Source organism: Roseospira marina (assembly GCF_014197855.1).
GTDB lineage: Bacteria > Pseudomonadota > Alphaproteobacteria > Rhodospirillales > Rhodospirillaceae > Rhodospira > Rhodospira marina.
In genome coordinates, this window is the sequence record NZ_JACIGJ010000006.1 from 182,968 (window position 1) to 208,201 (window position 25,234).

26 protein-coding genes are annotated in these 25,234 nt (G+C 63.7%); 14 read left to right on the plus strand and 12 right to left on the minus strand.

Features of this window, described 5'->3' with window-relative positions:
• The first annotated feature begins 18 nt into the window (after positions 1-18).
• A complete protein-coding gene (locus GGD82_RS10210; protein WP_150061478.1) occupies positions 19-1,287 on the plus strand; it encodes a Zn-dependent hydrolase in 1,269 nt (422 codons plus the stop codon).
• Positions 1,288-1,298: 11 nt separating this feature from the next.
• Positions 1,299-2,588 carry a 4-aminobutyrate--2-oxoglutarate transaminase gene (gabT, locus tag GGD82_RS10215; RefSeq protein WP_150061477.1) on the plus strand — a complete coding sequence of 430 codons (1,290 nt, stop codon included), beginning with the start codon at positions 1,299-1,301 and terminating at the stop codon, positions 2,586-2,588.
• 40 nt (positions 2,589-2,628) lie between these two features.
• Here the strand turns inward: gabT and GGD82_RS10220 are convergent, their stop codons facing one another.
• A complete protein-coding gene (locus GGD82_RS10220) occupies positions 2,629-2,790 on the minus strand; it encodes a hypothetical protein (RefSeq protein WP_184013265.1) in 162 nt (53 codons plus the stop codon).
• A 532-nt stretch (positions 2,791-3,322) separates the two neighbouring features.
• Here GGD82_RS10220 and GGD82_RS10225 point away from each other — a divergent pair.
• From GGD82_RS10225 to GGD82_RS10240, 4 genes are all read left to right on the plus strand, one after another.
• Complete coding sequence (locus GGD82_RS10225) at positions 3,323-4,471, plus strand: ABC transporter ATP-binding protein (RefSeq protein ID WP_150061476.1); 1,149 nt, start codon at positions 3,323-3,325, stop codon at positions 4,469-4,471.
• An 82-nt stretch (positions 4,472-4,553) separates the two neighbouring features.
• Positions 4,554-5,882 (plus strand): ABC transporter substrate-binding protein, encoded by a 1,329-nt coding sequence (locus tag GGD82_RS10230; RefSeq protein WP_150061475.1) that lies wholly within the window; start codon positions 4,554-4,556, stop codon positions 5,880-5,882.
• 73 nt (positions 5,883-5,955) lie between these two features.
• Complete coding sequence (locus GGD82_RS10235; RefSeq protein ID WP_425468502.1) at positions 5,956-6,891, plus strand: ABC transporter permease; 936 nt, start codon at positions 5,956-5,958, stop codon at positions 6,889-6,891.
• A gap of 13 nt (positions 6,892-6,904) precedes the next feature.
• Positions 6,905-7,312: an ABC transporter permease gene (locus GGD82_RS10240; protein WP_311731937.1), complete on the plus strand. Its 408-nt coding sequence runs from the start codon at positions 6,905-6,907 to the stop codon at positions 7,310-7,312.
• Between the two features lie 479 nt (positions 7,313-7,791).
• On the opposite strand, the gene GGD82_RS10245 is transcribed toward GGD82_RS10240, so the two are convergent.
• From GGD82_RS10245 to GGD82_RS10255, 3 genes are all read right to left on the minus strand, one after another.
• Positions 7,792-8,541 (minus strand): SDR family oxidoreductase, encoded by a 750-nt coding sequence (locus GGD82_RS10245; RefSeq protein ID WP_150061474.1) that lies wholly within the window; start codon positions 8,539-8,541, stop codon positions 7,792-7,794.
• Positions 8,542-8,664: 123 nt separating this feature from the next.
• The gene (locus tag GGD82_RS10250; RefSeq protein WP_150061473.1) at positions 8,665-9,579 is read right to left on the minus strand and encodes an AraC family transcriptional regulator; all 915 of its coding nucleotides are present in this window, start codon (positions 9,577-9,579) and stop codon (positions 8,665-8,667) included.
• A gap of 363 nt (positions 9,580-9,942) precedes the next feature.
• Positions 9,943-10,836, minus strand: coding sequence for a LysR family transcriptional regulator (locus GGD82_RS10255; protein WP_150061472.1), 894 nt, complete (start codon positions 10,834-10,836; stop codon positions 9,943-9,945).
• A 106-nt stretch (positions 10,837-10,942) separates the two neighbouring features.
• Between GGD82_RS10255 and GGD82_RS10260 the strand changes: the two genes are divergently transcribed.
• The 3 genes from GGD82_RS10260 (at position 10,943) to GGD82_RS10270 (ending at position 12,690) form a co-directional block, all read left to right on the plus strand.
• On the plus strand, positions 10,943-11,806 hold the full coding sequence (locus tag GGD82_RS10260) for an SDR family oxidoreductase (RefSeq protein ID WP_150061471.1): 864 nt from the start codon (positions 10,943-10,945) through the stop codon (positions 11,804-11,806).
• Positions 11,807-11,839: 33 nt separating this feature from the next.
• A complete protein-coding gene (locus GGD82_RS10265) occupies positions 11,840-12,313 on the plus strand; it encodes an SRPBCC family protein (protein WP_150061470.1) in 474 nt (157 codons plus the stop codon).
• A 209-nt stretch (positions 12,314-12,522) separates the two neighbouring features.
• The gene (locus GGD82_RS10270) at positions 12,523-12,690 is read left to right on the plus strand and encodes an Arm DNA-binding domain-containing protein (RefSeq protein ID WP_184013266.1); all 168 of its coding nucleotides are present in this window, start codon (positions 12,523-12,525) and stop codon (positions 12,688-12,690) included.
• Positions 12,691-13,078: 388 nt separating this feature from the next.
• Here the strand turns inward: GGD82_RS10270 and GGD82_RS10275 are convergent, their stop codons facing one another.
• Positions 13,079-13,972: an AraC family transcriptional regulator gene (locus GGD82_RS10275; RefSeq protein WP_211364716.1), complete on the minus strand. Its 894-nt coding sequence runs from the start codon at positions 13,970-13,972 to the stop codon at positions 13,079-13,081.
• A gap of 103 nt (positions 13,973-14,075) precedes the next feature.
• Here GGD82_RS10275 and GGD82_RS10280 point away from each other — a divergent pair, with 103 nt between their 5' ends.
• Positions 14,076-14,831 (plus strand): SDR family oxidoreductase, encoded by a 756-nt coding sequence (locus GGD82_RS10280; RefSeq protein WP_150061468.1) that lies wholly within the window; start codon positions 14,076-14,078, stop codon positions 14,829-14,831.
• 561 nt (positions 14,832-15,392) lie between these two features.
• On the opposite strand, the gene GGD82_RS10285 is transcribed toward GGD82_RS10280, so the two are convergent.
• Genes GGD82_RS10285 through GGD82_RS10295 form a run of 3 tightly spaced genes read right to left on the minus strand, consistent with a single transcriptional unit; the run spans position 15,393 to position 17,571 of the window.
• Complete coding sequence (locus GGD82_RS10285; protein WP_150061467.1) at positions 15,393-16,223, minus strand: alpha/beta fold hydrolase; 831 nt, start codon at positions 16,221-16,223, stop codon at positions 15,393-15,395.
• Positions 16,224-16,234: 11 nt separating this feature from the next.
• Positions 16,235-16,537: a putative quinol monooxygenase gene (locus tag GGD82_RS10290; RefSeq protein WP_150061466.1), complete on the minus strand. Its 303-nt coding sequence runs from the start codon at positions 16,535-16,537 to the stop codon at positions 16,235-16,237.
• A gap of 26 nt (positions 16,538-16,563) precedes the next feature.
• Positions 16,564-17,571 carry an NADP-dependent oxidoreductase gene (locus tag GGD82_RS10295; RefSeq protein WP_211364725.1) on the minus strand — a complete coding sequence of 336 codons (1,008 nt, stop codon included), beginning with the start codon at positions 17,569-17,571 and terminating at the stop codon, positions 16,564-16,566.
• Between the two features lie 98 nt (positions 17,572-17,669).
• On the opposite strand from GGD82_RS10295, the gene GGD82_RS10300 reads away from it, so the two are divergent.
• Complete coding sequence (locus GGD82_RS10300) at positions 17,670-18,596, plus strand: LysR family transcriptional regulator (RefSeq protein ID WP_150061464.1); 927 nt, start codon at positions 17,670-17,672, stop codon at positions 18,594-18,596.
• 149 nt (positions 18,597-18,745) lie between these two features.
• Here GGD82_RS10300 and GGD82_RS10305 read toward each other — a convergent pair whose 3' ends face one another.
• A complete protein-coding gene (locus tag GGD82_RS10305) occupies positions 18,746-19,654 on the minus strand; it encodes a LysR family transcriptional regulator (RefSeq protein WP_150061463.1) in 909 nt (302 codons plus the stop codon).
• Positions 19,655-19,751: 97 nt separating this feature from the next.
• Here GGD82_RS10305 and GGD82_RS10310 point away from each other — a divergent pair, with 97 nt between their 5' ends.
• Positions 19,752-20,570: an SDR family oxidoreductase gene (locus GGD82_RS10310; RefSeq protein WP_150061462.1), complete on the plus strand. Its 819-nt coding sequence runs from the start codon at positions 19,752-19,754 to the stop codon at positions 20,568-20,570.
• Positions 20,571-20,772: 202 nt separating this feature from the next.
• Here the strand turns inward: GGD82_RS10310 and GGD82_RS10315 are convergent, their stop codons facing one another.
• Positions 20,773-21,165, minus strand: a complete 393-nt coding sequence (locus GGD82_RS10315) for a winged helix-turn-helix transcriptional regulator (protein WP_150061461.1) — start codon at positions 21,163-21,165, stop codon at positions 20,773-20,775.
• Between the two features lie 96 nt (positions 21,166-21,261).
• Here GGD82_RS10315 and GGD82_RS10320 point away from each other — a divergent pair, with 96 nt between their 5' ends.
• Positions 21,262-21,978: an SDR family NAD(P)-dependent oxidoreductase gene (locus GGD82_RS10320; protein ID WP_170284179.1), complete on the plus strand. Its 717-nt coding sequence runs from the start codon at positions 21,262-21,264 to the stop codon at positions 21,976-21,978.
• Positions 21,979-22,328: 350 nt separating this feature from the next.
• Here the strand turns inward: GGD82_RS10320 and GGD82_RS10325 are convergent, their stop codons facing one another.
• The gene (locus tag GGD82_RS10325; RefSeq protein ID WP_150061459.1) at positions 22,329-23,084 is read right to left on the minus strand and encodes an SDR family NAD(P)-dependent oxidoreductase; all 756 of its coding nucleotides are present in this window, start codon (positions 23,082-23,084) and stop codon (positions 22,329-22,331) included.
• A 130-nt stretch (positions 23,085-23,214) separates the two neighbouring features.
• Between GGD82_RS10325 and GGD82_RS10330 the strand changes: the two genes are divergently transcribed.
• Positions 23,215-24,108, plus strand: a complete 894-nt coding sequence (locus GGD82_RS10330; protein ID WP_150061458.1) for an AraC family transcriptional regulator — start codon at positions 23,215-23,217, stop codon at positions 24,106-24,108.
• Between the two features lie 213 nt (positions 24,109-24,321).
• Here the strand turns inward: GGD82_RS10330 and GGD82_RS10335 are convergent, their stop codons facing one another.
• Positions 24,322-25,152: an oxidoreductase gene (locus tag GGD82_RS10335; protein ID WP_260178374.1), complete on the minus strand. Its 831-nt coding sequence runs from the start codon at positions 25,150-25,152 to the stop codon at positions 24,322-24,324.
• Positions 25,153-25,234 lie beyond the last annotated feature (82 nt).

Below are 25,234 nucleotides of genomic sequence, written 5' to 3' on the forward strand. Positions count from 1 at the left end.
ACGCAGGCGGTTCCCCCCATGACGGCACCGACGGCACCGACGATCACCCCGGATGGCAACCGGCTCTGGCGGTCGCTGATGGAGATGGCTGAAATCGGTCCGATCCCCGGCGGCGGCAGCGGCCGCCAGGCGCTGACCGACCTGGACGCCGCCGGCCGCGCCCTGTTCAGCGGGTGGTGCCGTGAGTCCGGGTTGACCCTGGAGACCGACGCCATCGGCAACCTGTTCGCCCGCCGTCCGGGCACGGATCCCACCCTGCCTCCGGTGATGATGGGCAGTCACCTGGACACCCAGCCCACGGGCGGACGCTTCGACGGGGTGTATGGCGTGCTCGCCGCGCTGGAGGTGGTGCGCAGCCTGAACGACGCCGGCAGACACACCCGCCATCCGCTGGAAATCGCGGTCTGGATGAACGAGGAGGGCGCGCGGTACGCCCCCCCGATGATGGGCTCCGGCGTGTTCACCGGCCGGTTCACCGAGGCGGAGATTCTCGACAAAGTCGCCCAGGACGGCGCGCGTCTCGGCGATGATCTGGAACGGCTGGGCTGGCGCGGTACGCGGCCCGCATCGCTGGCGGCGCATCCGGTCGCGGCCTATTTCGAGGCGCATATTGAACAGGGCCCGGTGCTTGAAGCCGACGGCCTGGAGGTCGGCGTGGTCACCGGGGCGCGCGGCCAACGGTGGTACGATGCCGTCGTCACCGGGCGGGAGGCGCACGCCGGACCGACGCCGATGCGCCTGCGCCAGGATGCGCTGGTCACGGCCGCGACGCTGGTGTTGGCCGTGGAGGCGATCGGCGCGGCGCACGGCGAGGAGGCCTCCGCCACCGTGGGGATCCTGGACGTCCATCCCCATTCGCGCAACGTCATCCCCGGCCGTTGCACCCTGACCATCGACCTGCGCCACGCGGACACGGCGGTGCTGGACACCATGGAGGCGGAGCTGAAGGCCGCCGTCGCCGGCCTGACCGACGCTGGCCGCACCGTCGAGCTTCGCGACTTCTGGAGCTTCCCGGTGTTGCCCTTCGACCCGGGGCTGGTCGAACGGGTCCGCGCCGCCGCCGCCGCGCGCGGCCTTCGCCACCGCGACATTGTCTCCGGCGCCGGCCATGACGCCGTCTACATGTCCATGGTCGTGCCCACCGCGATGGTCTTCATCCCCTGCGTCGACGGCATCAGCCACAACCCGGCCGAAGCCATCGACCCCGCCCAGGCCGCGACCGGCTGCGCCGTGCTGTGCGACGCCGTGCTCGCCACCGCCGAACGTGATCCCCTTTCTCTGCCTTAGGAGCGGAACCCATGACCACCAATGTGTCCCTTCAGGCGCGGCGCGAAGCCGCTGTCCCCCGGGGCCTGTTCACCAATCAGCCGGTCTATGCCGCCCGGGCCGAAAACAGCGAGATCTGGGACGTCGAGGGCAAGCGCTACATCGACTTCGCCAGCGGCATCGCCGTGCTGGCCACCGGCCACCGTCACCCCAAGGTGATGGCGGCGGCCAAGGCCCAGCTTGACGACTACGCGCACGTCTGCGTCCAGGTGAACCCGTACGAGCCCTATGTGGCGTTGGCCGAGCGTCTGAACGCGCTGATGCCCGGGCCGGGGCCGAAGCGGTCGCTGTTCCTGAACAGCGGCGCCGAGGCGGTGGAGAACGCGGTGAAGATCGCCCGCATCGCCACCGGCCGCCCGGCGGTGGTGGCCTTCACCGGCGCCTTCCACGGCCGCACCCTGCTGACCGTGGCGCTGACCGGCAAGGTCGTGCCCTACAAGGTCGGCGTGGCCCCTCTGCCGGCCGATATCTTCCACGTGCCGTTTCCGGATCCGTACCACGGGGTTTCCGAGGCCGACGCGCTGGCCGCCATCGACACCCTGTTCCGCGCCCAGGTCGAGCCCAGCCGCGTCTGCGCCTTCATTATCGAGCCGGTGCGCGGCGAAGGCGGCTTCAACCCGGTGCCGCCGACCTTTCTGCGCGCCCTGCGCCAGATCTGCGACACGCACGGCATTCTGTTGATCATGGACGAGATCCAGACCGGGTTCGGCCGCACCGGCAAGCTGTTCGCGACCGAACACGCGGACGTCGCCCCGGACATGATGACGGTGGCCAAGTCGCTCGGCGGCGGTTTCCCGATCTCCGGTGTGGTCGGCAAGGCCGAGGTCATGGATCATCCCCAGGTCGGGGCCATCGGCGGCACCTACGGCGGTCACCCCATGTCGTGCGCCGCCGCGTTGGCGGTCCTCGACGTGATCGAGGAGGAAGGGCTGGTCGCCCGCGCCGACGTGATCGGCGGCATCATCCGGGGCCGCCTGGAGGCCATGGCCGCCAAGAACCAGTTCGCCTGCATCGGCGAGGTGCGCGGCCTGGGCGCCATGCTGGCCATGGAGCTGGTCACGGATCGCGACACCCGCGCGCCCGATGCCGCCCTCACCAAGGCGCTCGCGGCCAAGGCGGCGGAAAAGGGGCTGATGGTGCTGACCTGCGGCGTTCTGGGCAACGTCGTCCGCTTCCTGCCGCCGCTGACCATGCCGGAAGCCCTGGCCGAGGAGGGCATGGATATCCTGGAGGCCGCACTGGAGGAACTGGTCACCGCCTGATCCCCGCAACGGCCCGGCCGGGGCGCGGCTCAAGCGCGACTCAAGCGCGGCCCCGGCTGGGCCCGATGATATTCACCCGGGTGAGGTCCTGCGCGGCGAAGGCGATCGACGCGCGGACCTTGCGCGGCAGGGCGCGACCGTCCACGGAGACGGCACTCGGCGGAATGCCCTCCCCCGCGTCGTCCTTCATCACCGGAACCATCGCGCCGCTCTCGATCGCCTCGGTCTCGCACGGCGCGGGCGGTGCCGCCGGGAGCTGAGGCCAGGCCTATTCACGCCGTCGGTCCGATGACACCGCACGGCTGTGATGAAAAAGAGGGCACCCACAGGGGGATCGCCCGGTCCGCCTCCGGGGTGTAAACCCGCCGAAATCCCTGAAACGGATCGCACCGGGCCCGGCCCGGACCTGGGCCGCGGTCAGCGGGAGACCAAAGGCGCACATCCATACGGCGGGTCCGCCTCACCAGACGCACTCCCGGACGGGCTGAAACGCGGGCGAAACCGCGCGAATGCCTTCTTTTTCATCACTTCTGTTTTTGTCGCACCATTTGTGGTCAATGGCGCACCAACACCCCTGCGCGGACGAACCCTAAGCTCTTGGTTCTCCGGCCATTTCAGTTTCTGGCATAGCGATTGCTTATTGTTGAACCCATTGTTGACAATCGTGTCAACAAGGAAGCCCCCGTCCTCGGGCCGCGCGCCTTAGACGGGGGAAGGTCCGGCGGAGACGACGCATGGCCCTGCAAGGCAAGGTGGAACTGGCCGCGGTTACCAAGCGTTACGGCGCGACCGTCGCGGTGGACGCCATAAATCTGAAAATTCCTCGTGGCGGGTATTGCTGTCTCCTCGGCCCATCGGGGTGCGGCAAGTCCTCGACCTTGCGGATGATCGCCGGCCACGAGACCATTTCCGACGGCGACCTCATCCTGGACGGCCAGAACATCACCACCCTGCCCCCGGCCAAGCGGGGCACGGCCATGATGTTCCAGGACTACGCCCTGTTTCCCCATCTGACCTGCGTCGACAACGTCGCCTTCAGCCTGCGCATGCGTGGCGTCTCCAAGGCCGAACGCCGGGGCCGGGCCATGGAGATGCTCACGCTCGTGCACATGGAGGCCCATGCCCAGCGCATGCCCGGCCAGTTGTCCGGTGGGCAGCAGCAGCGCATCGCCCTGGCCCGGGCGCTTCTGACCGACCCCAAGGTCCTGCTCCTCGATGAGCCGCTGTCGGCGCTCGACCCCTTCCTGCGGGTCAAGATGCGCGCCGAGCTGCGGCGCCTGCAGCGGGAACTGGGGATCACCTTCATCCACGTCACCCACTCCCAGGAAGAAGCCCTCGCCCTGGCCGATCTGGTGGTCGTCATGGAAGACGGCCACATCCGGCAGGCGGGTCCGCCCCGCGAGGTCTTCACCCGCCCCCGAACCCCCTTCGTCGCCCGCTTCATCGGCGGTCACAACGTGCTGTCCGCTCCCCTCGAGGGTGTGGAGGGCGACACGGCGATCCTCACCGGCCCACAGGGCGGACGGTTTACCGTGTCCACCGCCGAGACCTCCGCCGGGGCCGCCTCAGGGCGCGGACCGGTTCCCTTCGCCGTGCGCGCCGACCGCGTCACCCTGACCCGCCGCCCGACGCCAGCGCCGACGCCGACGCCGACGCCGACCGCCGCCGACGCGCTCCCGCCGGGCGCGAACCACCTGAACGCCACGGTCGCCGAGGCCGAATACAACGGTCAGCAGGTCCGCCTGACCCTGCGCGGCGAGGGGGCGGAGGACTTCGTCGTCCTGATGGATGAGGCCGCCTATTTCGCGGCTCCGGCGGAGGCGGGCGATCCCGTCGTCGCCACATGGCCGTCGGACGCCGCTCACCTGCTCGATAGTCCGTAATCAGGGGATCCGTTCGGGGCCTCGTCCGCTCCGCGCGATCCGTCCCCACGCCCGGGACCGGGCGCCACACGAGGAGATCACCATGAGCACTGTGACCGACACCACTGGCGCCGGCTCTCCCGCCGCGCCGTCCGCGACCGACAGCGGCCCGTCCCGGCGCGGTCTGATCAAGGGCGCTGCCGCGCTGGCGGGCGTCGCCGCTGGCTCCGGCGCGCTGGGCGGCTTCCCCACCATCTGGGCGCAGAACATCAAGACCGTGACCCTGCGCCAGTTCGGAACGGGCGTGTCCAACCTCAACGCCGTCGCGGAGAAGGTGAAGGAAGACCTGGGCTTCACCCTGCAACTGACCGCGCTGGACTCCGACGCCGTCGCCCAGCGCGCCGTGACCCAGCCGCAGTCCTACGACATCGCCGACATTGAATACTGGATCTGCAAGAAGGTGTTCCCGGCCGGCGTGATGCAGCCGATGGACGTCGCGCGGATCACGAACTACGACAAGATCGTCCCCCTGTTCACCACCGGCAAGCTGACCCCGGACAGCACCATCGCCCAGGGAACGGCGCCCCACACGGTGGGCTTCGTGGACTCCGAGACCTCCACCACGTTCGCCGACGCCCCCACCGGCTGGATGACCCTGATCCCGACCATCTACAACGCCGACACCCTGGGCATCCGCCCCGACCTGACCAAGGCGGTGTCAAGCTGGGCCGACCTGCTGGATCCGGCCTACAAGGGCAAGGCCTCGATCCTCAACATCCCGTCCATCGGCATCATGGACGCCGCCATGGTCGCCGAGGCCATGGGCGAGGTCACGTATGCCGACAAGGGCAACATGACCCAGGACGAGATCGACCAGACCATCGCCCTGATGATCAAGGCCAAGCGCGACGGCCAGTTCCGCGCCTTCTGGAAGTCCTTCGACGAGAGCGTGAACCTGATGGCCTCCGGCGAGGTGGTGATCCAGTCCATGTGGTCGCCGGCCGTCGCCGCCGTGCGCGCCAAGGGCATTCCCTGCAAGTACCAACCCCTGAAGGAAGGCTATCGCGCCTGGGGCGGCGGCATCGGCTTGGCCAAGCACCTGACCGGCCTGGAGCGCGACGCGGCCTACGAATACATCAACTGGTATCTCTCGGGGTGGGTCGGCGCCTATCTGCTGCGCCAGGGGTACTATTCCGCCTGTCCGTCCACCGCCAAGCTGTTCATGAGCGACGACGAATGGGGCTACTGGATGCAGGGTGAGGCCGCCGAGGCGGACATCCTCTCCCCCGACGGCACGGTCATGGAACAGGCGGGCGCGCGCCGCGATGGCGGCTCGTTCGAGGAGCGCATGGGCGCCGTGGCCTGCTGGAACTCGGTGATGGACGAGAACCGCTACATGATCCGGAAGTGGAACGAGTTCATCGCGGCCTGACGCCCGCCCGCCCCGGCGCGGCCGCCCCGCGCCGGGGTCGTGTTCCCGGTCCCGTCCCACCCGGAGACGTCCCATGCCCCCGTCCCACGCCGCCGCCGATACCACGATCGACACCGGCCCCGGCACTGGCACCGACGCACCCCGCCGGAGCCTCGTCCGCCTGGGCACGAGCGCCATGTCGTGGCTTCAGGCCGCGCCGCTGGCGCTGGTCCTGGGACTGTTCCTGATCTTCCCCATCCTGACCATCGTGGTGGTCAGCTTCTGGGACTACAGCGAGTTCGCGCTGATCCCGGACTTCATCTTCGACAACTACGCCGATCTGCTGACGTCCCGGGTCACTTGGTCGATTTTCGCCTCGACCCTGGGCTATGCCATCGCGGCCTGGATCCTGACCCTGGGCATCGGGTTCACGGTGGCCTATTTCCTGGCCTTCCATGTGCGAAGCCTGACCTGGCAGATCGTGCTCTTCCTGGTCTGCACCATCCCCTTCTGGACCTCCAACGTCATCCGCATGATCTCCTGGATTCCGGTGCTGGGCCGCAACGGGCTGGTCAACACGGGGCTCATGCGCCTGGGCCTCATCGACCAGCCGCTGGAGTTCCTGCTGTTCTCGGACTTCGCGGTGATCCTGGCCTTCGTCCACCTCTACACGCTGTTCATGGTGGTGCCGATCTTCAACTCGATGATGCGCATCGACCGCTCGCTGCTGGAGGCCGCCGCCGACCAGGGGGCCAGCGCCTGGCGCACCCTGTGGGCGGTGATCGTTCCGTTGTCGCGCCCGGGCATCGTCATCGGCTCCATCTTCGTGGTGACGCTGGTGATGGGCGACTTCATCACGGTGCGCCTGATGAGCGGCGGGCAGGGGGCGTCGGTCGGGGTCATGATGAGCAACGAGATCTCGCTGCTGCAATACCCGGCGGCGGCCGCCGACGCGGTGGTTCTGCTGCTGGTCGTCCTGGTCATGGTCTTCGGCATGCTGCGCGCCGTCGACATCCGCCGCGAGCTGTGAGGGAGGACCGCCCGTGACCACCGAGAGACGCTCCAAGGCGTTCCCCTATCTGGCCGCCTTCTTCGCCCTGTTCGTGCTGTTCCTCTACGGCCCGATGATCGCGATTTTCATCCTGTCCTTCCAGGGGCCGGAGGGCGGGCTGACCTTCCCCATGCGCGGGGTGTCCCTGCACTGGTTCGCCGATCTCCTCAAGCCCCAGATGGTGGGCGACTTCGGCGGTTCGCTCCAGCGGTCCCTGATCCTGGCCCTGGTGGTCATGGTCGTGACCGTGGTCGTCTCGGTGATGGCCGGGCTGGCCTTCCGCCGCCGGTTCCTGGGCTCCACGGGGCTGTTCTATCTGACCGTGGCCAGCCTGATCGTGCCCTCCATCCTGGTCAGCCTCGGCATCGGTCTGATGTTCCGGGTCCTGGGCAGGATTTGATCACAACTTGCGCCCCGAGCAAGTAAAGTTGGTTGCGGGAGGGCGCACCCATCATAACTTGCCGCCAGACGGTCGACCTGTGGGGCCGAATGACGTTAGGAATGTCGCCAAGCAAGTAGCGGTGGTTGCTGAGACGGCCAGCGTTTTGCGATTGTTATTTCGAGCAGCGGCTTAGCGCTAGCGACAACGCGACAACACACTTGAGCATCACCCTCCGAAGGCGAAAGCCACAGGCTCCAATCCTGTCGGGTGCGCCAAAATTCCGCCGATTGCACGCTATCATGCGCTTTTGCAGCCGATTATACGCTTAATTGGATAGATAGAGCTAAGCTCCCTCTCACCGCTTGTAAGAACGGCGGCATTCGGCGGAGGAAAAGTTCGCATTTCTGGGATGGCAAAAATGGTCGACGAACCGGCGGCACCGGCCGGGAGGCTGATGTCGCGCTGTGATTGCCCCCTGATGATCAGCGATTTTGCACTTAGCGATGACGGGCCTCATAGAGTGCGACCGCGTCTGCACCACCCGGAAATTGAAGCCAATTTGACGCGTCGTGAACGGCTTGCCAGACGGCCTCGGCGACGTCGGTTTCCTTGGTCGTCATGGCAGGGTGCGCAAACTCCGCGAAGATCGGCCCCGCGAAGCCGGCATAGGCGGGCGGGATCAGATCCTCGATCCGCACATCCGTATTTTGTGCAAAGCGCGTCGTCGGCGCATAGCCCGGCTCAACGAGTTTGGCGCGGACATCGAAATAGCCAAGTTCATGCGCGAGCGAGCCGGTAAAGCCCTCGATCGCCTGCTTGCTGGCGGTGTAGGCGGCGGCCAGCGGCATGGCGGCCAGCGTCACGCTTGAAGTCACGTTGACGATCACGCCGGAGCGGCGTTCACGCATCTGCGGAATGACGGCCTGGCACATGGCCATGACGCCGAACGTGTTGGTGGCGAAGACCTTGCGGAGATGCGCCATCGGCGTCGCCTCGAATGCGCCGACAACACCGATGCCGGCATTGTTGACCAGCACGTCGATGGGGCCGGCGGCTGCGACGGTGGCGGCGATGTTCTCGTCGCTTGTGACATCCAGCGGCAGAATGCGCAGTCGGGGCGAGGCCGGGAAAAGGCTGGCGTCGGGGCGACGCATCGTGGCGATGACATCCCAGCCCTTGTCAAGGAAATGGCGCGCCGTCTCCAGGCCATAGCCAGAGGATGTGCCGGTGATCAGGATCGTTTGCATGGGAACCTCCATTCGTTTCGGATGGTTCCTGATAGCCCCGATCGTCTGGACGCTCTATAATTCATGATCCAATTATTTTGCTCAATCGTCCAGATCAAAATAAATCGCATCCGCGCCTCGATTTCAGGCGTGCCCGGCGCTGCCATTCATCCGGGCAAATTGCCCGGGCGGGCAGCCGAGCCGCTTGCGGAACGCTGTGCTGAAGGCGCTGGCGGAGTCGTAGCCGATGTCGTCAGCGATCCGGTCGAGTGTCTTTGTCCCGCGCAGCAAGGCATCCTTAGCCAACGCCATACGCCAGCGGGCGAGATATTCGATCGGCCCACAGCCGAGCACCGCGCCAAAGCGCGCGGCAAAGGCGGAACGCGATTGGCCGGCAATGCGGGCAAGGCTTGCAACCGTCCAGTCTGCCCGGACATCCGCATGCATGGCCGAAAGCACCCGCGCAAGCGCCGCATCGCGCATGCCATGCAGCAAACCGGCGCAGCTTTGGTCCATCACCGTTTCCTGCGAGCGAAGCGCCTCGATGAGAAGAACTTCGAGCATGTGCTGGAGGACAATGTCCTTGCCCGGCTCGTCGCCGCGGCACTCATCGGCAATGAGATCGATCAGCCGGACGAGCCGCGCCGATCGCCCTTCGGACGGCGGAACATGGATCATGCTCGGCAACAGGGCGAGCAGAAGCGGCGCATTCGCCGCCTCGATACGAAACGTGCCCCCAAGTGCTGTGAAATCCGCTTCATCCTCTTGGTCGCCATGACGGACGGGCACATCCATCGGGTCTGTCGGCGTCCCAACCATGCCGGGATGGCTGCTCAGGGTGAAGGCGGGTGTCGAGGGCAGCAGTAAAAATGCACCCGTTTCCAGCCTCATGGGCCGCTCGCCCTCGAATTGAATCCAGCACGCACCTTTGAGAATGATCGTAAAGCCGGGGGCGTCATACGCGGCATAGCGCACGGCCCAGGCTCCCCGCCCGGAAATGGGCTTCGAGATGGCCGTATTTGGTCGAAGCAAGGCAATCACATCGCTGAGCGGGTCCATTTGGATGATCCATAAAATAATAAAGATATAGAATTATGGATCGTCTAAAAATGTAAGTCTAGGGCATGCATCACCGCCCGGCTTTTTTGAGTGCCGGCTGACCGGATTTTTCAGAAAAGAACGAACTTAGAGGGCTATAGCGTAGACATAGTTCTCGTCTTCGCCCGGCGCGGTGCGCCATTTTTGTAAAATACAATGACTTGGTCTTCACACTGAACGGTCCCGGTTTGAAAGCGCAGCCTTCGGCAGTTCAGTCCAGGTGGTGTATCGAGCGGTTGAAGAGCCGTGCGGCGAGCCACTTCTCCGTTCGAGAGATCAATTTTCTCACCGCTGACTCGGATACCTACTTGCGCGCAAGAGATCTCATTTCCTGAGATAGGCAGCGAGTTCGTCGGGCGTTCCATGCGGGAAAGCTTCCCTCAAATGATCGAGGAAAGCCGACACGCGGGCGCTCAGCAGCCGGCGCGTCGGGTAGAGCGTCCACAATGAGATCTCCGATCCTTCGACGTCGCCCCAGTGGACAAGCGTCCCGTCGGCGAGATCGTGGCTGACGAGAGATATCGGCAGGCGCGCGGCGCCCACGCCCATTCGGGCCGCATCGCGAACCATGACGAGCGACGACAGGCTAAGGATCGGAGTGACGGAAATGCTTACCCGGCCTGTTGTCGCCATCACGTTCCATGCTTCCGTCTGTTGCGCCGTCCCGCGTACGACGGCGGGAGCCGCCGCTCCGTTTGCCGGTCGCGGCAGATCGGGGCTTGCCACGACCACCAGCCGGTCGCGCAGGAAGGTCCGCCCGACAAGGCTCTCATCCGGCTCCGGGTTGACCCGGATCACCAGGTCATAGGCTTCCTCGATCATATCGACGGCCCGGTCCTCGGTCGTCACCTCAAGCCGGACTTCCGGGTATTTCAGCGCAAAGCCGGCGGCCAGCTTTCCCATCGCGGTCTGCGAGAAGAGCAGGGGTGCGCTGATCCGCAATCTTCCGCGTGGGTTTTGGCCACCCGAGGCGATCGCAGTGGCGGTCTCGTCAATCTCGGTGAGCAACAGGCTCGTCCGCTCGAACAGCGCGCGCCCTTCCTCTGTCAGCTTCAGGTCGCGCGCGCCACGCTCGAACAGCCGTAGGTCGAGGCTCGCCTCCAGTTCAGCCACGCGGCGGGACAATGTCGCCTTGGGACGTCCCGCGGCTCGGGATGCCTTTCCGAACCCGCCGTGGCGGGCGACCAGGTTGAAGTCGGCGAGAGCAAGAAGATCCATAAATGTTCCAGCAGTGAGACGGTCTGTCTAGATATAGCGCCTATCGGCACGAATGTGGATCGCTATTTTGAGATCAGGCAAACACCTGAACCCAAGGAACAACGCCATGACCATTCTCGTAACCGGCGCGACCGGCAATGTCGGAAGCAACGTCGTCGAACAGCTCGTCAACCGCGGCGCCGATGTTCGCGCTCTCGCCCGCGATCCCTCGAAGGCGAATTTCCCCGCTGGTGTCGAAGTCGTTCAGGGCGACCTGCTCGACGTCGACTCGCTGCGCGGCGCCATGCAGGGCGTGTCGACGCTGTTCCTGCTGAACGGCGTCGTCGCCGACGAATTCACCCAGGCGCTGATCGCGCTCAACGTCGCCCGCGAAGCGGGGATCGAGCGGATCGTCTACCTCTCGGTGATCCACAGCGACATCTACGTCAACGTGCCGCATTTCGCGGGCAAGTTCGGCGTCGAGCGGATGATCGAGCAGATGGGGATGAACGCCACCATCCTGCGCCCGGCCTATTACATGGACAACGAAATCACGATCAAGGACGTGGTCACCGGCTATGGCATCTATCCGATGCCGATCGGCGACAAGGGTCTGGCGATGATCGACGCGCGCGATATCGGCGAGATCGCCGCGATCGAGCTGATCCGCCGCGAACAATCGCCCACGCCGCTCCCGCTCACCCGCATCAATCTAGTCGGCCCGGACACGCTGACCGGCGCGCGCGCCGCCGCCATCTGGAGCGAGGTTCTGGGGCGCGAGATCGGCTATCCGGGCGACGACACCGCCGGGTTCGAGCAGAACATGCGTCAGTTCATGCCCGGCTGGATGGCCTACGACATGCGCCTGATGGCCGAGCGCTTCGTGTCCGACGGCATGCTGCCTGATGCTGGCGATGTGGATCGGCTCACCACGCTGCTTGGCCGCCCGCTGCGCTCCTACCGCGACTACGTCAAGCAGATCGCCGGCTGACGTCACCAACCCACACCGACAAGGACCAAAATCATGATCTATTCAACTGCAACCGTTCCGGTGAATCCGGAAGGCGAAACCCCGCTCACCCGCGAACAGGTCTGGAAGGGCCTCGAGCTGAAAGCGCGCGACGCCCGGTTGTTCCTCCCGCCCGGCCTTTGCACCAAATGCGACGTCACCGAGGAAAGCGCCACGCACTTCGTCCGTGACGCCACCATCGGTGGCGCCGACCTGCGTGAGATCATCGTGCTCGAGCCGCAACGAAAGGTCACCTTCTTCCAGGCAACAGGCCCGCGCGAAGGCGCCATCGTCAACGAGCTGTTCGAGGACGAAGCCGGCGCGCTTCACCTCAAATTTTACTGCTATCTCGGACTACGCGACAAATCGCCGAACGGCCCCGAGGAGCAAGCCGAACAGAAGCAGTTCGACAGCGACAAGGGCTACAAGGCTGCCCTGCTGTCCACGCTGAAGCGCACCCGCGAGATGCTCGCCGACGGCAAGCTCTGATCCTCGCGCCCACTCACATCCCCCAACTCAGGAGAATACCATGACCGATCTCTGGCACCATCTACCCTTCTCAGGACGGCTCAAAACGCCCCAGAATTGGCTGTTTTCCGGCGTTTGTCGTGGTATATGTTTCTCATCGGAAACCGCTCGAAACCATCACTAACTATCAAGTTGATGGTCTCGGCGGCAGTGATTGAGGAGAGACCATCATGGCGCTGTCAGCGGTTGCGATCAAAGCCGTCAAGAGTCGCGAAAAGTCGTACAAGCTCACCGATCGCGATGGGCTTTATCTCGTGATTTGGCCCACCGGTGCCCGCAGCTGGAAAATGAACTACCGCTACCTGGGCAAGCAGAAGGCATTCACGTTCGGACAGTGACCGGCGGTCGGCCTCGCATTGGCGCATCTCCCCGCAGGACCAGATGCAGTGGCGCTAGCGCAAACCCGCTAATGCGATTGCTGGCGGCCATCGTGGCCACCAGCACTTTCACTACTCACTCAGCAGCTTGAAACGCGAGCATCTCATCCACCTATTCGCGGTCACTCTAAGTTCGTTACAGTGTAGTGGCTACTAGCATTTCAAGTCGATTATTGGGCCGAAAGCGGTCTTTCTGATTTCAACGCGAGCGCACGACATAGCGGACGCTGACGAACAGTTCCGTCAAGCAAACGAACTTCCTCCCAACCGCATCGCTGTAAAGGGTGGAAGCTCCCTGCCGCCTTCACTGGCCGGCTACCAGTTTGCTCAGGCGGCCAGATCTTCGCATCTAAGCGGCCACCTCTCTTGCAAATCTGCCTGGCGGACAACCCAGCCGCCTGCGAAATGCCGTACTGAATGCGCTCGCCGATTCATATCCGATCTCATCTGCGATCCGATCAAGTGATTTGCCGCCTTGCACCAGCTCCTCCTTGGCGATCGCTATGCGCCACCGCGCTAGATATTCTATAGGTGCGCAGCCCATCACTTCTCCGAACCGGCCAGAGAATGCCGAACGAGACATGCCGGCGATTCCAGCGAGCCTTGCGACGGTCCAACTGCCGCGGACATCCCCATGGATCGCCTGCAACGCGCGGGCGAGCGCTGGATCGCGCATGCCATTCAACAAGCCCGCCGCGGATCCATCCGTCCTTAGACTCGGCCAGCGCAGGGTCTCTATCAACAGTGCCTCCAGCAACCGCTGGAGCATCAGTTCGCCGCCGGGATGATCGGTGGCGCACTCCTCGGCTATCAGCTTGATCAACTGCTCAAGCCGTGTCGCCTTGCCTTCGGCGGCGGGAATATGGATGCGTTCAGGGAGCAAGGAGAGAAGAAGGGGTGCGTTGACCCGTTCATAGGAGAAGCTCCCGCCGAGAGCGATAAAATCCGGATCGCCCTCCTGCTCGCCATGGCGCACCGCATCGCTGCGCGGTTCCACCGTCTCGCATCGGAGGCCGGGCGCGCTGCTCAGCGAAAAGGCCGGTGTCGTCGGGAGCAGCAAAAAATCGCCCGGAGCAAGTCTGAGCGGCTCCTCCTCGTCGAAGCTCAGCCAAGCCTCACCTGAAAGAACGATGGTAAAGCCCGGCGCATCGTACGCAGCATAGCGCACGCCCCATTGCCCTCTGCCCGAGATGGGTTTGGAGACAGCGGCGCGGGGCCGCAACAGCGCAATGATGTCGCTCAAGGGGTCCAATTGTACGATCCGTAATGAATTATGGAGCTACCATTATATATCGTGCCAGATCGGTTGTCTATCTCCTAGGCGTCCAAACCAAAGGAGACAGCGAATGACCGATACAATTCTCATCACCGGCACCTCGTCCGGTTATGGCAAAGCGACAGCAGAACACTTTCTCAACGAAGGCTGGAACGTCATCGCCACGATGCGCAGGCCTGAAGCAGCCGAGTTTGCCGGAGACACCAGTCGGCTGCGGGTACTGCCGCTCGACGTGACCGACGAAAACAGCATCGCATCGCTTATAGAGGCCGCGGGGCCGGTCGATGTGCTGGTCAACAACGCCGGTGTTGGGGCGGTTGGCGCTTTCGAGGCGATGCCGATGGCATTGGTGCGCCAGCTCTTCGAGACAAATACCATTGGCGTGATGGCAATGTGCCAGGCGATCATTCCGCAGATGCGGGCACGACGCGCTGGTATAATCGTAAACGTTACATCCAGCGTCACGCTCGGCGCCTTCCCGCTGGCCGCCGCCTATACCGCGAGCAAGCAGGCGATCGCAGGGTTCACCGGTTCGCTGGCGCATGAGCTCAACCATTTTAGCATTCGGGCGAAACTGGTGGAGCCGGGCTATGCGCCGACAACGCAGTTCGGCGCCAATGCCATTATCCCGGTCGACCAGCTTATTCCCGATACCTATGCCGCCCTCGCGCAGCCCATCATGGAAGCCTTCGCCCACCCCGCCTTGACGACGAAGGAAGCCGACGTTGCCGAAGCCGTCTGGCAGGCTGTTGCCGATAAACAGGACCGGCTGCACTTTCCGGCGGGTGCCGATGCCGTGGCTCTAGCGGAACGTCATCCGGCGTAAGCCGAAATGCGGCCGGGGCTGCTGCGTACTGCCCACGACCGCGCGACACTCAGGCTGCTTGGGCCGTAAGCCTTCGTTTGGCGAACGTGCCCGAGCAGTCGAACCTGCTCGCCCCACGGTGGTACCGCAAAGCGACCGGTCGGAACCGGCATTCCGGAGTGCTGATATTCAGGTTAGCCGAAGGAAGATGAGCCTTTGTCCGCTTCCAAGCAAACGGCGGCAGGGCTTCATTCGCTGAAATTGGGGTGCGAAGCTGACATAAAGATCATGAGCCTACGGGCTAAAATACGCTGCCGGCTTCCGCCACACCCACCTAGGGCCGATCGGCAACCTGCCCAGGGCGGCGGCTGCTTTTGCTCAACAAGGAGACGCATGATCGTGTCGTCTTCCATCCAACTCGGTTCGACGACCATCCAAACGCATGGAGGGGCTCGGCGACCGTCGGCGCGCGCGCCTGCCTCCCGTCGGAGACTCGACGTGACTTCAATCGGTATGCGTTCACACGCTTCCCTGTATGTGGGAGCACGCTCTGGTTGAAGCGATCCGGATCGCGCAAAAACTTCAACCGGATAGAGCACGGACGAACGTGTGGAGTTTTGGTGCGACCTGTTCCGGCATCTCGGCATGCGGATAGTGGCCGGCACCCTCGATTATCAGGCTTTCTGCCCCGATCTGGCCGGCAAGCCAGTTCGCTTCCGCTGCCGGATCGTCAAAGTCCGGATCAAGGCTGCCCATCACGACCAGCGCGGGCACGTGGCTTTGCGAAACGATGGTCGCTGTCTCTGCTTTTGACAAGCCGAGCATCGCCAGCAGCGCATCCATACGTCCGGGCTCACCAAGGTTGGCCACCAGCTGGGCCCGGTAGGCGTCGTGGTCGTCGGGCTTGCGCGTCGGGAACAACGCGTCCCAGTACGCCGCCCAGAACTCGGTTCGCCACGGGCCGGCAAACCCAACCTGAAACGCCAGCATGGTGGTCGGCGAGATTGGCCCATCGCGAACGATGGGGCCCAGGAGAACCACGCCCCTCACTCGATCGGGAGCGTCCCGGGCCGCCCACAGGGCCGACCCGGCAGCGAAGGAATTGCCGAGGATCACGGCTTTGCCAGCACCCAGATGCTTGACGAGCGCCAGCGCATCACCACCGACCGCGCGCGCCGAGTAGTCATTCCAAGTCGCGCTGGTTTCGCCGAAGCCGCGCACGTCCATTGTCACGACCCGGAAGCCCGCCTGCCGCAATCGCGGTGACAGATGGCGATATTCTGAGCGCAGGTCGCCCATGCCGGGAATGGTGACAATGAGCGGGCCGTCGCCGCCGCTGTCGTCATAGGCTATCCGCCCGCCTTCGACTTCCAGGAAGCGGGTGCCACCCGTCGTGTCCGTGTCTTGCGTCATGATCTGTCTCCTTACTCAGCCAAGAGGGCGCGCTCGTTCAGGGCATCGAATTTGGCGAGGTTTGCGGTCATCCGGTGCTGCCACCGCGCGACCAGGGCCGCGGTGTCGTTAGCGGCGAGATGGGCGTCGAGCGCTGCCTGGTCCCGCCACCGCTCGACCACGAGCATCCGCCCGCTCACCAGATCGTCGGGGGCAACCGCATAGAACAGGCACCCGTCGCGGGCCCGCGTCGTTCGGCCGAACGCCGCGATGTCCTCAATGAAGGCGGCGACATCCGCCGGCGCCAGGTGGATGTATCCGGTCACGATCAGCATGGCCGTCTCCTTTTCACCATGGACGGTCACGTGACAGTCAGGACAATTTTGCCCTGGATACCGCCGGTCGCGGCGCGTTCGTGCGCGCGTGTCGCCTCGGCCAGCGGGAAGGTGCTGTCGATCACGACGCGGAGGGTGCCGTCATTCAGCAGACGGGCCGCTTCGGTGAGTTGTGCGCCGCTGGAGCGAACCTGCGTCGAGGATACGGTGATGCCGAGCCGGTCTGCCTCATCCTGTGCATCGAACCCCAGCGGGTACACAAGGAAGAGCGCGCCGCCTTGTTTCAGCACGCGCAGGAAGCGCGCCGCGTCCTTTCCGCCGACGGTATCGAGCACAAGGTCGACGTCCTGCACGATCGCGTCGGCCGCCGTTTGCGTATAGTCGATGAACCGATCAGCGCCGAACTCCCGCATGAGCGCCTCGTGCTTGCCCGACGCCACCGCGATCACATGGGCGCCTTGCCACTTCGCCAGTTGCACGGCCAGATGGCCGACACCGCCCCCGGCACCGTTGACGAGCACCGTCTTGCCCGCGAGCGGGACCGGCGCGTGTTTGAAGGACTGGAACGGGTTCGGCTCGTCATGGCCGAGGTCGATCAGGAACTGCCAGGCGGTGAGCAGCGACATCGGCGCAGCGGCTGCATGGAGATGATCGATGCCATCGGGTTTGGGTGCAATCTCCGCGACCGGCACGCTCACATATTCGGCATAGGCTTTGCCGCCCTCCATCACGTCCGCCGGGAAACGCACCATGGCATAGACCGCGTCGCCGACGGAGAACCCCGTAACGCCCGCGCCAACCCTCTCGATCACGCCCGACACGTCCGAGCCGAGAATCATCGGAAAATTTGGGTCTGGCCGCCACTCCGGCGGCAGAGACCGGTAGCCGTCGCGCAAATACCAGTCGGGTGGGTTGAGGCCCACGGCATGGACGCGCACCAGCACCTCGTCCGCTCCTGGATCCGGGATCGGTGCGTCCTCGTAAACGAGAACTTCTGGTGCCCCGAATGCGTGCAGGCGGACCGCTTTCATCATGTTGTTCACAGGCTTGCTCCATTCATTGAATTGCTCAGCCGGATGTAATCTTTTGAACTGCGATTGATTATTGGGCTCCGGAGCAGTTAAGTCGTGCCATGAAGGAACAAATGGTACTTGAGCGGCTGACCGGCCTGATTGCCTTTGCGCGCGCCGGTTCGCTGGGCAGTTTCACCGCGGCGGCCCGTGCCTTGTCGGTGTCACCATCCGCCGTGAGCAAGAGTGTCCAGCGGCTCGAGGCTCAGTTGGGGGTGGCGCTTTTCACGCGGACAACCCGATCGCTGACACTGACCGCTGAAGGCCGCGATCTGCACGAGCGCGCGATCAGGCTGCTGCGTGATGCGGAGGAGATCGAGCAGGTCGCGATGACGGCGCGTTCCGAACCGTCGGGACGTTTGCGGATCGCAACATCGCTGCCGATCGGGCTGCATGTGATCGCGCCGGTCCTACCGACCTTTCGCGAGACATATCCGAAAGTGACGGTCGACCTCCGGCTGAGCGATCAGATTATCGATATCGTCGATGAGGGGATCGATATCGCCGTGCGGATCGGCGACCTGGCGGATTCGCGGCTGTTGTCGCGCAAACTCGCGCCGCACCGGCTCTGCTGTTTTGCATCGCCGCGCTACCTCGACAGACACGGGACGCCAAAACACCCCGATGACCTTGCCGAGCATCAGACCGTCTCCCTTCGCTACCAAAGCACGGGCCAGACCTTCCGCTGGCCCTTCAAGATCGGAACCAGGATCGTGGAAATCGGGCCAACATCAGGCACGACGGTCGACGCAAGCGACGCATTGGTTGCCGTTCTCGCCGCCCATGGCGGCATCGGGATGGCCGCAACATTTGTCACAGCACCTTACGTCGCGCGCGGTGAACTCGTCCCCGTGCTTTCCGAATTTTCCATCGAACGTCACAACATCACTGCCGTTTGGCCGGAAAGCCGCCGTGCGAACCCAGCGGTCCGTGCATTCCTGACATTGCTTCACCGGACATTCGAACATCGCATGACGCAGACGGAGTGAAAGTGGTGTTGGTGACGTCTCCGGCCTTCATCGTCGTGCACAGCTTTCAGGTCATGACGTAACGGGAAAAGTCGTCGGGGATCGTCGCCAGATATTACCATCCCCAGCGCATGAGTAAGCGGCTTCGAGTTCGCTACGGACACTGTGGCCTATCCGTCGGGCTTCCCTCGGCTCTCCTGTCGCAAGGCCTCGAGAAACAGGGTGAAGGCGCGGGTCGGATAGCGTCGGCTCGAATAAAAGGCGTGATAACCTGGAAACGGCGGACACCAGTCGGCGAGCACCTCGTAGAGCCGGCCTTCGCCCAGGGCGGGCGCGGCGAGGTCCTCGAGCATGTAGGCCAGACCCATTCCCGCGCAGGCCGCCCCTACGAGCGCGTCGCCGTCGTTGACGATGACGGAGGGCGAGACCTTTACCGTTTCCGCATTTCCGTCTTTCTCGAACGACCACGGCGACAAGGTGCCGCCCGCGTTTCTGAAGCCGATGCAGCGATGCGCCGACAGGTCGCGCGGTGCGCGCGGCGGATCGCGGGTATCGAGATATCGCGGCGCGCCCACGACCACCGTGCGCAGGGGCGGCCCCACAGGCATGGCGACCATGTCCATCTCCAGATCGTCGCGCATCCGTATCCCGATGTCGAACCGCTCGGTGACGATATCGACATATCTGTCCTCCACGCTCAGCTCGCCCTCGATCTCGGGGTGGGCCGCGATCAGCCGCGAGAAGGCCGGCCAGACAAGCGCATCCGCAGCGTGTTTCCCGCAGGTCACCCGCAGGCGCCCGCCCGGTTCTTCGCGCAGCCGTTCAAGGGCCTCGATCTCTGCGCCGATCTCCGCGATGACCGGAGAGAGCGTGGCGAGCAGCCGTTCGCCCGCCGCGGTCGGGGCAAGGCTGCGAGTCGAGCGTGACAGCAACCTGATCCCCATCTCCCGCTCAAGGCGCTTGACGGTCTGACTGACGGCGGACTGGGTCACCCCCAGGCTGCGTGCCGCAGCGGTAAAGCTGCGCTGTTCGGCAACCCGGTTGAAGATGAAGAGGTCGGAAAATCTGCGCGGATTCATTCAGTAGCCTTACTACTTAGTCCTACAATAATTAAGGCTATAATCGCGAGCTGTATAGATGTGCTAATCAAAAGTCAGCAAACAAGAGGAGCTGACATTGACAGACAAGGTATGGTTCATCACCGGAGCAGGCAGAGGGCTGGGCTATCTGCTCGCTCGCGATGCATTGAAGGCCGGTGACAAGGTCCTTGCGACCAGCCAGTCCGTCGACGGGATTGCAGAAAGCCTCTCCGCCCCGAACAGCAGCCTGCTCGTGTTGCCGCTCGACGTGACCGATCCCGGGGCGGCCTCGGCTGCACATGACGCAGCGATCGAGACGTTCGGCCGGATCGACGTTCTGGTCAACAACGCCGGACGCGCCCAGCTTGGATGGTTCGAGACGATCCCGGAGGAGGACGTGCGTCGGCAATTCGAGATCAACCTCTTCGGCGCGATGAACGTGGCGCGCGCGGTGCTGCCCACGATGCGTCGGCAGCGCTCGGGCCTCGTGGTTACCATTTCGTCGGTGAACGGTCTCGTCTCGAACCCCGGTGGATCGGTCTACTCGGCGTCCAAGTTCGCGCTCGAAGGCTGGATGGAGGGTCTCGCCGAAGAGATCGCGCCGCTTGGCATCCGCTCTCTTATCGTGGAACCGGGGATGATGCGTACGAACTTCCTTGATCCGACCACTGCGCGGCAGGGAAACGTCGAGATTGCGGATTACGCCGAGGCCGTCGAGGGCTTCCGAAGCTTTGTCGAGCAAGCGAACGGCGCGCAGCAGAACGATCCCGAGGACCTTGCTGCTCTGATCGTCGCCGAAGCGTCGTCTCTCGACCCTGCGAGACGGCTCCTGTTCGGCGCCGATGCGCACGAATGGGCAAGCGCCAAGTGCAAGCAACTCGCAGCAGAGATCGAGGCATCGAGCGCGCGTGGCTGAGCAAGGGTAACGTCACAAGGATGATGTTTTCTTGGAGGCAGCGCTGGATGAATGGGAGCGCTTCTACAACTTTGTCAGTCCACATGGCGCCTTCAACGGAAAGACGTTGCGATCCACAGCAAACAAGCAGGACGTCTGACCGGACTGAGCCGCAACGCGTTCTGCCCCCTGCCCACAAGCCGCGGCTTGCATCGCAATCTCATCAACGGCATCCATCCGACACTGCCGAACCGGCCTCCGCGTCGAAACGCTGGCGTGCGCTTGCGATCCGGGGAAGATTCTCGATCACCCATCCGCCGAGCGCCCTGACCGGCACGACCATTTCCTTGCCGAGATCAGTTAGCGCATATTCGACACTCGGCGGCTTCGTCGGATACACGGTCCGAGTGACAAGGCCGTCCCGTTCCAGCGCACGAAGCGTGAGCGTCAACATTTTCTGCGATATTCCTCCGACAGCGCGCCGAAGCTCGCTGAACCGTTTGGGGTCCGCTTCCAATTCCATGACGACCTGGATCGTCCACTTGTCGCCAATCCGTGACAATGCCTCGGTCAGGGGATTGCAGGTCGAAGTTTCCTGAATGTTGCCTTGTTTCAAAAACGTGCCTCCTTGGCGACCCTCTCTGCTCTCCAATATATACCTTGTAACAAAATGAAATCACCTCTTTGGGGTGCAAGGATTGGAAATGATAGTATGAAGCAAGTTGTCCTCATCACCGGCGGCACGATGGGCATTGGTCAGGGACTCGCGGAAGCGTTTCTCGCACAAGGGGACGAGGTTGCGGTCTGCGGGCGATCCGCAGAGGCCCTTGAGGCCTTCACTCGCGCCCATCCGCAGGCGCTGGCAATCAAGGCTGATGTGACAAAAAGCCTGGACAGGGCCGCCATGCTGGAGGCGGTCGCCAATCGGTTCGGGCGCCTTGATGTTCTGGTCAACAACGCGGGCCGGTTTGTCGAGCGAGATTTCCTGAGGTCCGATGCAGCGAAAGACCTCGAAGACGAGATTACTCTCAACCTGACCGCGCCGATCCAACTGACCGCTGAGGTGCTGGAGCGCTGGCCGAAACCCGCGGCGCTCATTTTCGTCACTTCAGGCTTTGCCCTGGTGTCGCCGACGCGAGCGCCAACCTACGGCGCGGTGAAGGCTGGACTGCATGGGTTTGCGGAAGGGCTCCGCCGCCAGCTTGCACCCAATGGCACCCATGTGCTTGAGCTGTTGCCAACCACGACAGACACGCCCGGCACCGCACATGAGACCCGGAAGAAAATGACCACGACAGAAGTCGCCGCCGTCACGCTCAAGGCGCTGGCACGCCACCGGGATATGGCGCTGCCCGGGCCGATGAAGATGCTCCCGACGCTGTTGCGGATCGCGCCGAATGCCACCAAACGAATGGTGGCAGACATATAATCCCAGCCGAGCTCAGCGCGGGTTAAAGAGGTCGATGTCGGCACATCCACCTGCACAATCCTGGAAAGCCGACAGAAATGCGCCGGTGCTGCTTCGACCGAGATGACTTTGACGGGAATATTCAGCCTAGAGCCGATGGCCTCCGCAGCTTCGCGAACCGGAACACCTTCCTCAGCGACGGCGTGGTAAAATGAACCTGACACGCCACGAGCCACAACGGTATTGTAAAGCCGTGCTTCGTCCAGCCGGGTGCAACGCCGATCTGGGTGAGGTTGCGGTGACCAGCCGCATCGAACGTCCCGGCGGGAGAGTGGTCATGAGTTTGTGCATGAAGTACCTCGCCCTCCCTGTCAGATTGTCTGCCCGCCCGAGACTTCGATGCGCTGACCGGTCACCCAGCGATTGTCGGAACCGAGCAGGCTCGCCACCATCGGCCCGATATCGCCCGGCAAACCAACGCGGCCAAGCGCGGTCATGCCGGCGAACGCCTGATTGTAGTCAGGGATGTCTCTCACCGCCCCGCCCAGGAAGTCGGTTTCGATTGCGCCGGGGGCGACCGTGTTGGCTGTGATCCCGCGGCCGCCCAGTTCTTTGGCCATGTAGACCGTCAAGATCTCGACCGCGCCCTTGGCTGCCGAATAGGCCGAGAAGCCGGGGAAGGACACGCGGGTGAGGCCCGACGAGAAGTTGATGATGCGCCCGCCATCGGCCAGCACAGGCAGCAACGCCTGCGTCAGGAAGAACACGCCCTTCACGTGGACGCTGAACAGCAGGTCGAACTGCGCTTCGGTGGTGTCGGCGAAGTCGACCATCTCGCCGTGACCGGCATTGTTGACAAGGTGGTCGAGCGTGTCGCGGTCCCAGGTGGCCGTCAGCGCAGCGCGCAACGTATCCACGAAGGTCGGAAAGCTTGCGACCTTGCCGGTGTCGAGCTGCAACGCCACGGATTTACGGCCCATCGCCTCTATCTCGGCGACAGTGGCGTCCGCATCGTCTTTGCCGCTGCGATAGGTAAGGATCACATCGCCGCCGTTGCGGGCAATGCTGAGTGCGGTGTTGCGGCCCAGGCCGCGGCTGCCACCGGTCACGAGAGAAATGGTCGTCATGAATGCCTCCTTTGGGGTGGCATCCTTATGTTCCTGCAGGCTCGGTCGATGTTGCGCGATCATCCGGAATTCTTGCCTATTTATCCCGATATGTTGTTGGGCCCAGCCGCTCGCCGTATAGTATAGTGGTATGACCGACCAACTCCTCGACCACGCCCGCCATTATGCCGACGCCCATGCCGGCCGGGATGGCATCGCTGTAACGCCGTTCAAAGGTTTGGTGATCCTGCGCGAAACAGCGCCGAGCATGCTGGAATATGCCATCTCGAAGCCACTGGTCGCCTTGGTTCTTCAAGGTAGAAAGCGGGTCATGATGGGACGCCGCCCCTTCGATTTCGGAGCAGGTGAATCCCTCCTCATCACCACCGATGTGCCGACCGTGAGCCAGATCACCAGCGCCAGCAGGATCTTGCCTTATTATTCGCTGGTTCTCGAACTCGACCCCGCGACCATCGGCGACCTGGTTGATCAAATCGGCGCCACGCCGCTCCGGGCGAATCAGCCGGTGCGGGTCGATGAAACCGAAGCGGAGATTGCCGACGCGGCGCTGCGTCTCCTGCGGCTATGCGATCGGCCGGACACGTTGGCTGTGCTCGGCCAGCAGCTTAGCCGCGAGCTGCACTATTGGCTGCTCAGCGGCCGTCATGGCGGCAGCATCCGCCAGCTTGGTGTGACCGACAGCCACGCCCAGCGGATCGCACGCGCGGTTACGCTCCTCCGCAACCACTATGCCGAGCCGGTGCGGATCGCAGCACTGGCGGAGACTGCTGGCATGAGCTTGTCCGCCTTTCACGTTCATTTTCGCAACATCACGTCGTTGACGCCCCTGCAATTCCAAAAGCAGCTCCGCTTGATCGAGGCCAGGCGGCGGATGCTCGCCCGAGGCGAAGCAATCAGCGATGCCGCCTATGGGGTCGGCTACGAGAGCGTCCCGCAGTTCACGCGTGAGTACGGGCGACTGTTTGGTCAACCGCCCGCGCGCGACATTCGTCTGGCACGAGAACGGATGACCGCCGCTGCTTAACCTTCATGCGGCTCCTTCCGAAACACCATCCAACCGGCAGCCGAGAAGGTGACCAATGTCGATTCTGCCTAGTCGGTGTCGGTGTTCAGGATCGGTTTCGGCGGTAATGGCAGGCGTTTCCTTGCCCGATCATTCGGCCGTCGGCCAAGGCGTTTGTCTTTTAGGGGAGCGGCATGTCATAGGCATGTCCGCGTTCCCAAAGTCGCCTAGCTCCTATTTGAACGAGGCCATGACCACCCGGTCGAACATGCGATCCGACAACCAGCGGCGCAGGAACAGGATCGGCATGGCCATCTGTCCGCCAACATAGCGCGGTTTCGGGCGCCGGGATGAAAGTGCGCGCATCAGCAGGTCGGTGATGACTTTCGGCCCGGGCTGCTTGCCAAGGGCAGCCTGCGCCTTGGCAAAGGCCGTCACTAACCCCGCATAGACCCCGCTACCGGAATGGCGGGCGGCCTCATCCGCGGCGATCCCTCTCCATTCGGAGGCGATCCCGCCCGGCTCGATCACCACCACCTTGATGCCGAACTGGCGGGTCTCGTTACGCAGCACGTCGCTAAAGGCTTCGAGCGCGAATTTGGACGCATGATACCAGCCCCCTAGTGGCGTGGACATCTTGCCGCCGATGGAGGAGATATTGACGATCCGCCCGCCCCCTTGCGCACGCATATGCGGCAAGCAAAGCTGGGTCAGGCGGGCAAGACCAAAGAGATTGACCTCGAATTGGCGCCGCGCCAGTTCGATCGGCACCTCTTCAAGCGTCCCGTATTGGCCGTATCCGGCGCAATTGATCAGCAAATCGATGCGGCCATGCTCCGAAATGATCCTGTCGACACCGGCCCGCATCGCGGCTTCGTCCGTCATATCCATGGCAAGGACGACCCCGCCCTTGTTGGCGATGTCCTGCATTCGCTCTGTTCGCCTTGCCGCGCCGTACACCACATATCCTTCTTCAAGGAGCCGCAGGGCGAAATCCTTGCCCATACCGGACGATGCGCCGGTGATCAGCGCGACGCGTTTGTGTTTTTGCTTGCTCATTGTCATCTGCCTTTCAGGCTTCTGGAATTGCGATGACACGTGATGTAGGCTGTCGGGAAACCCCACAGTCAAGGGCCGGCAATAAGGA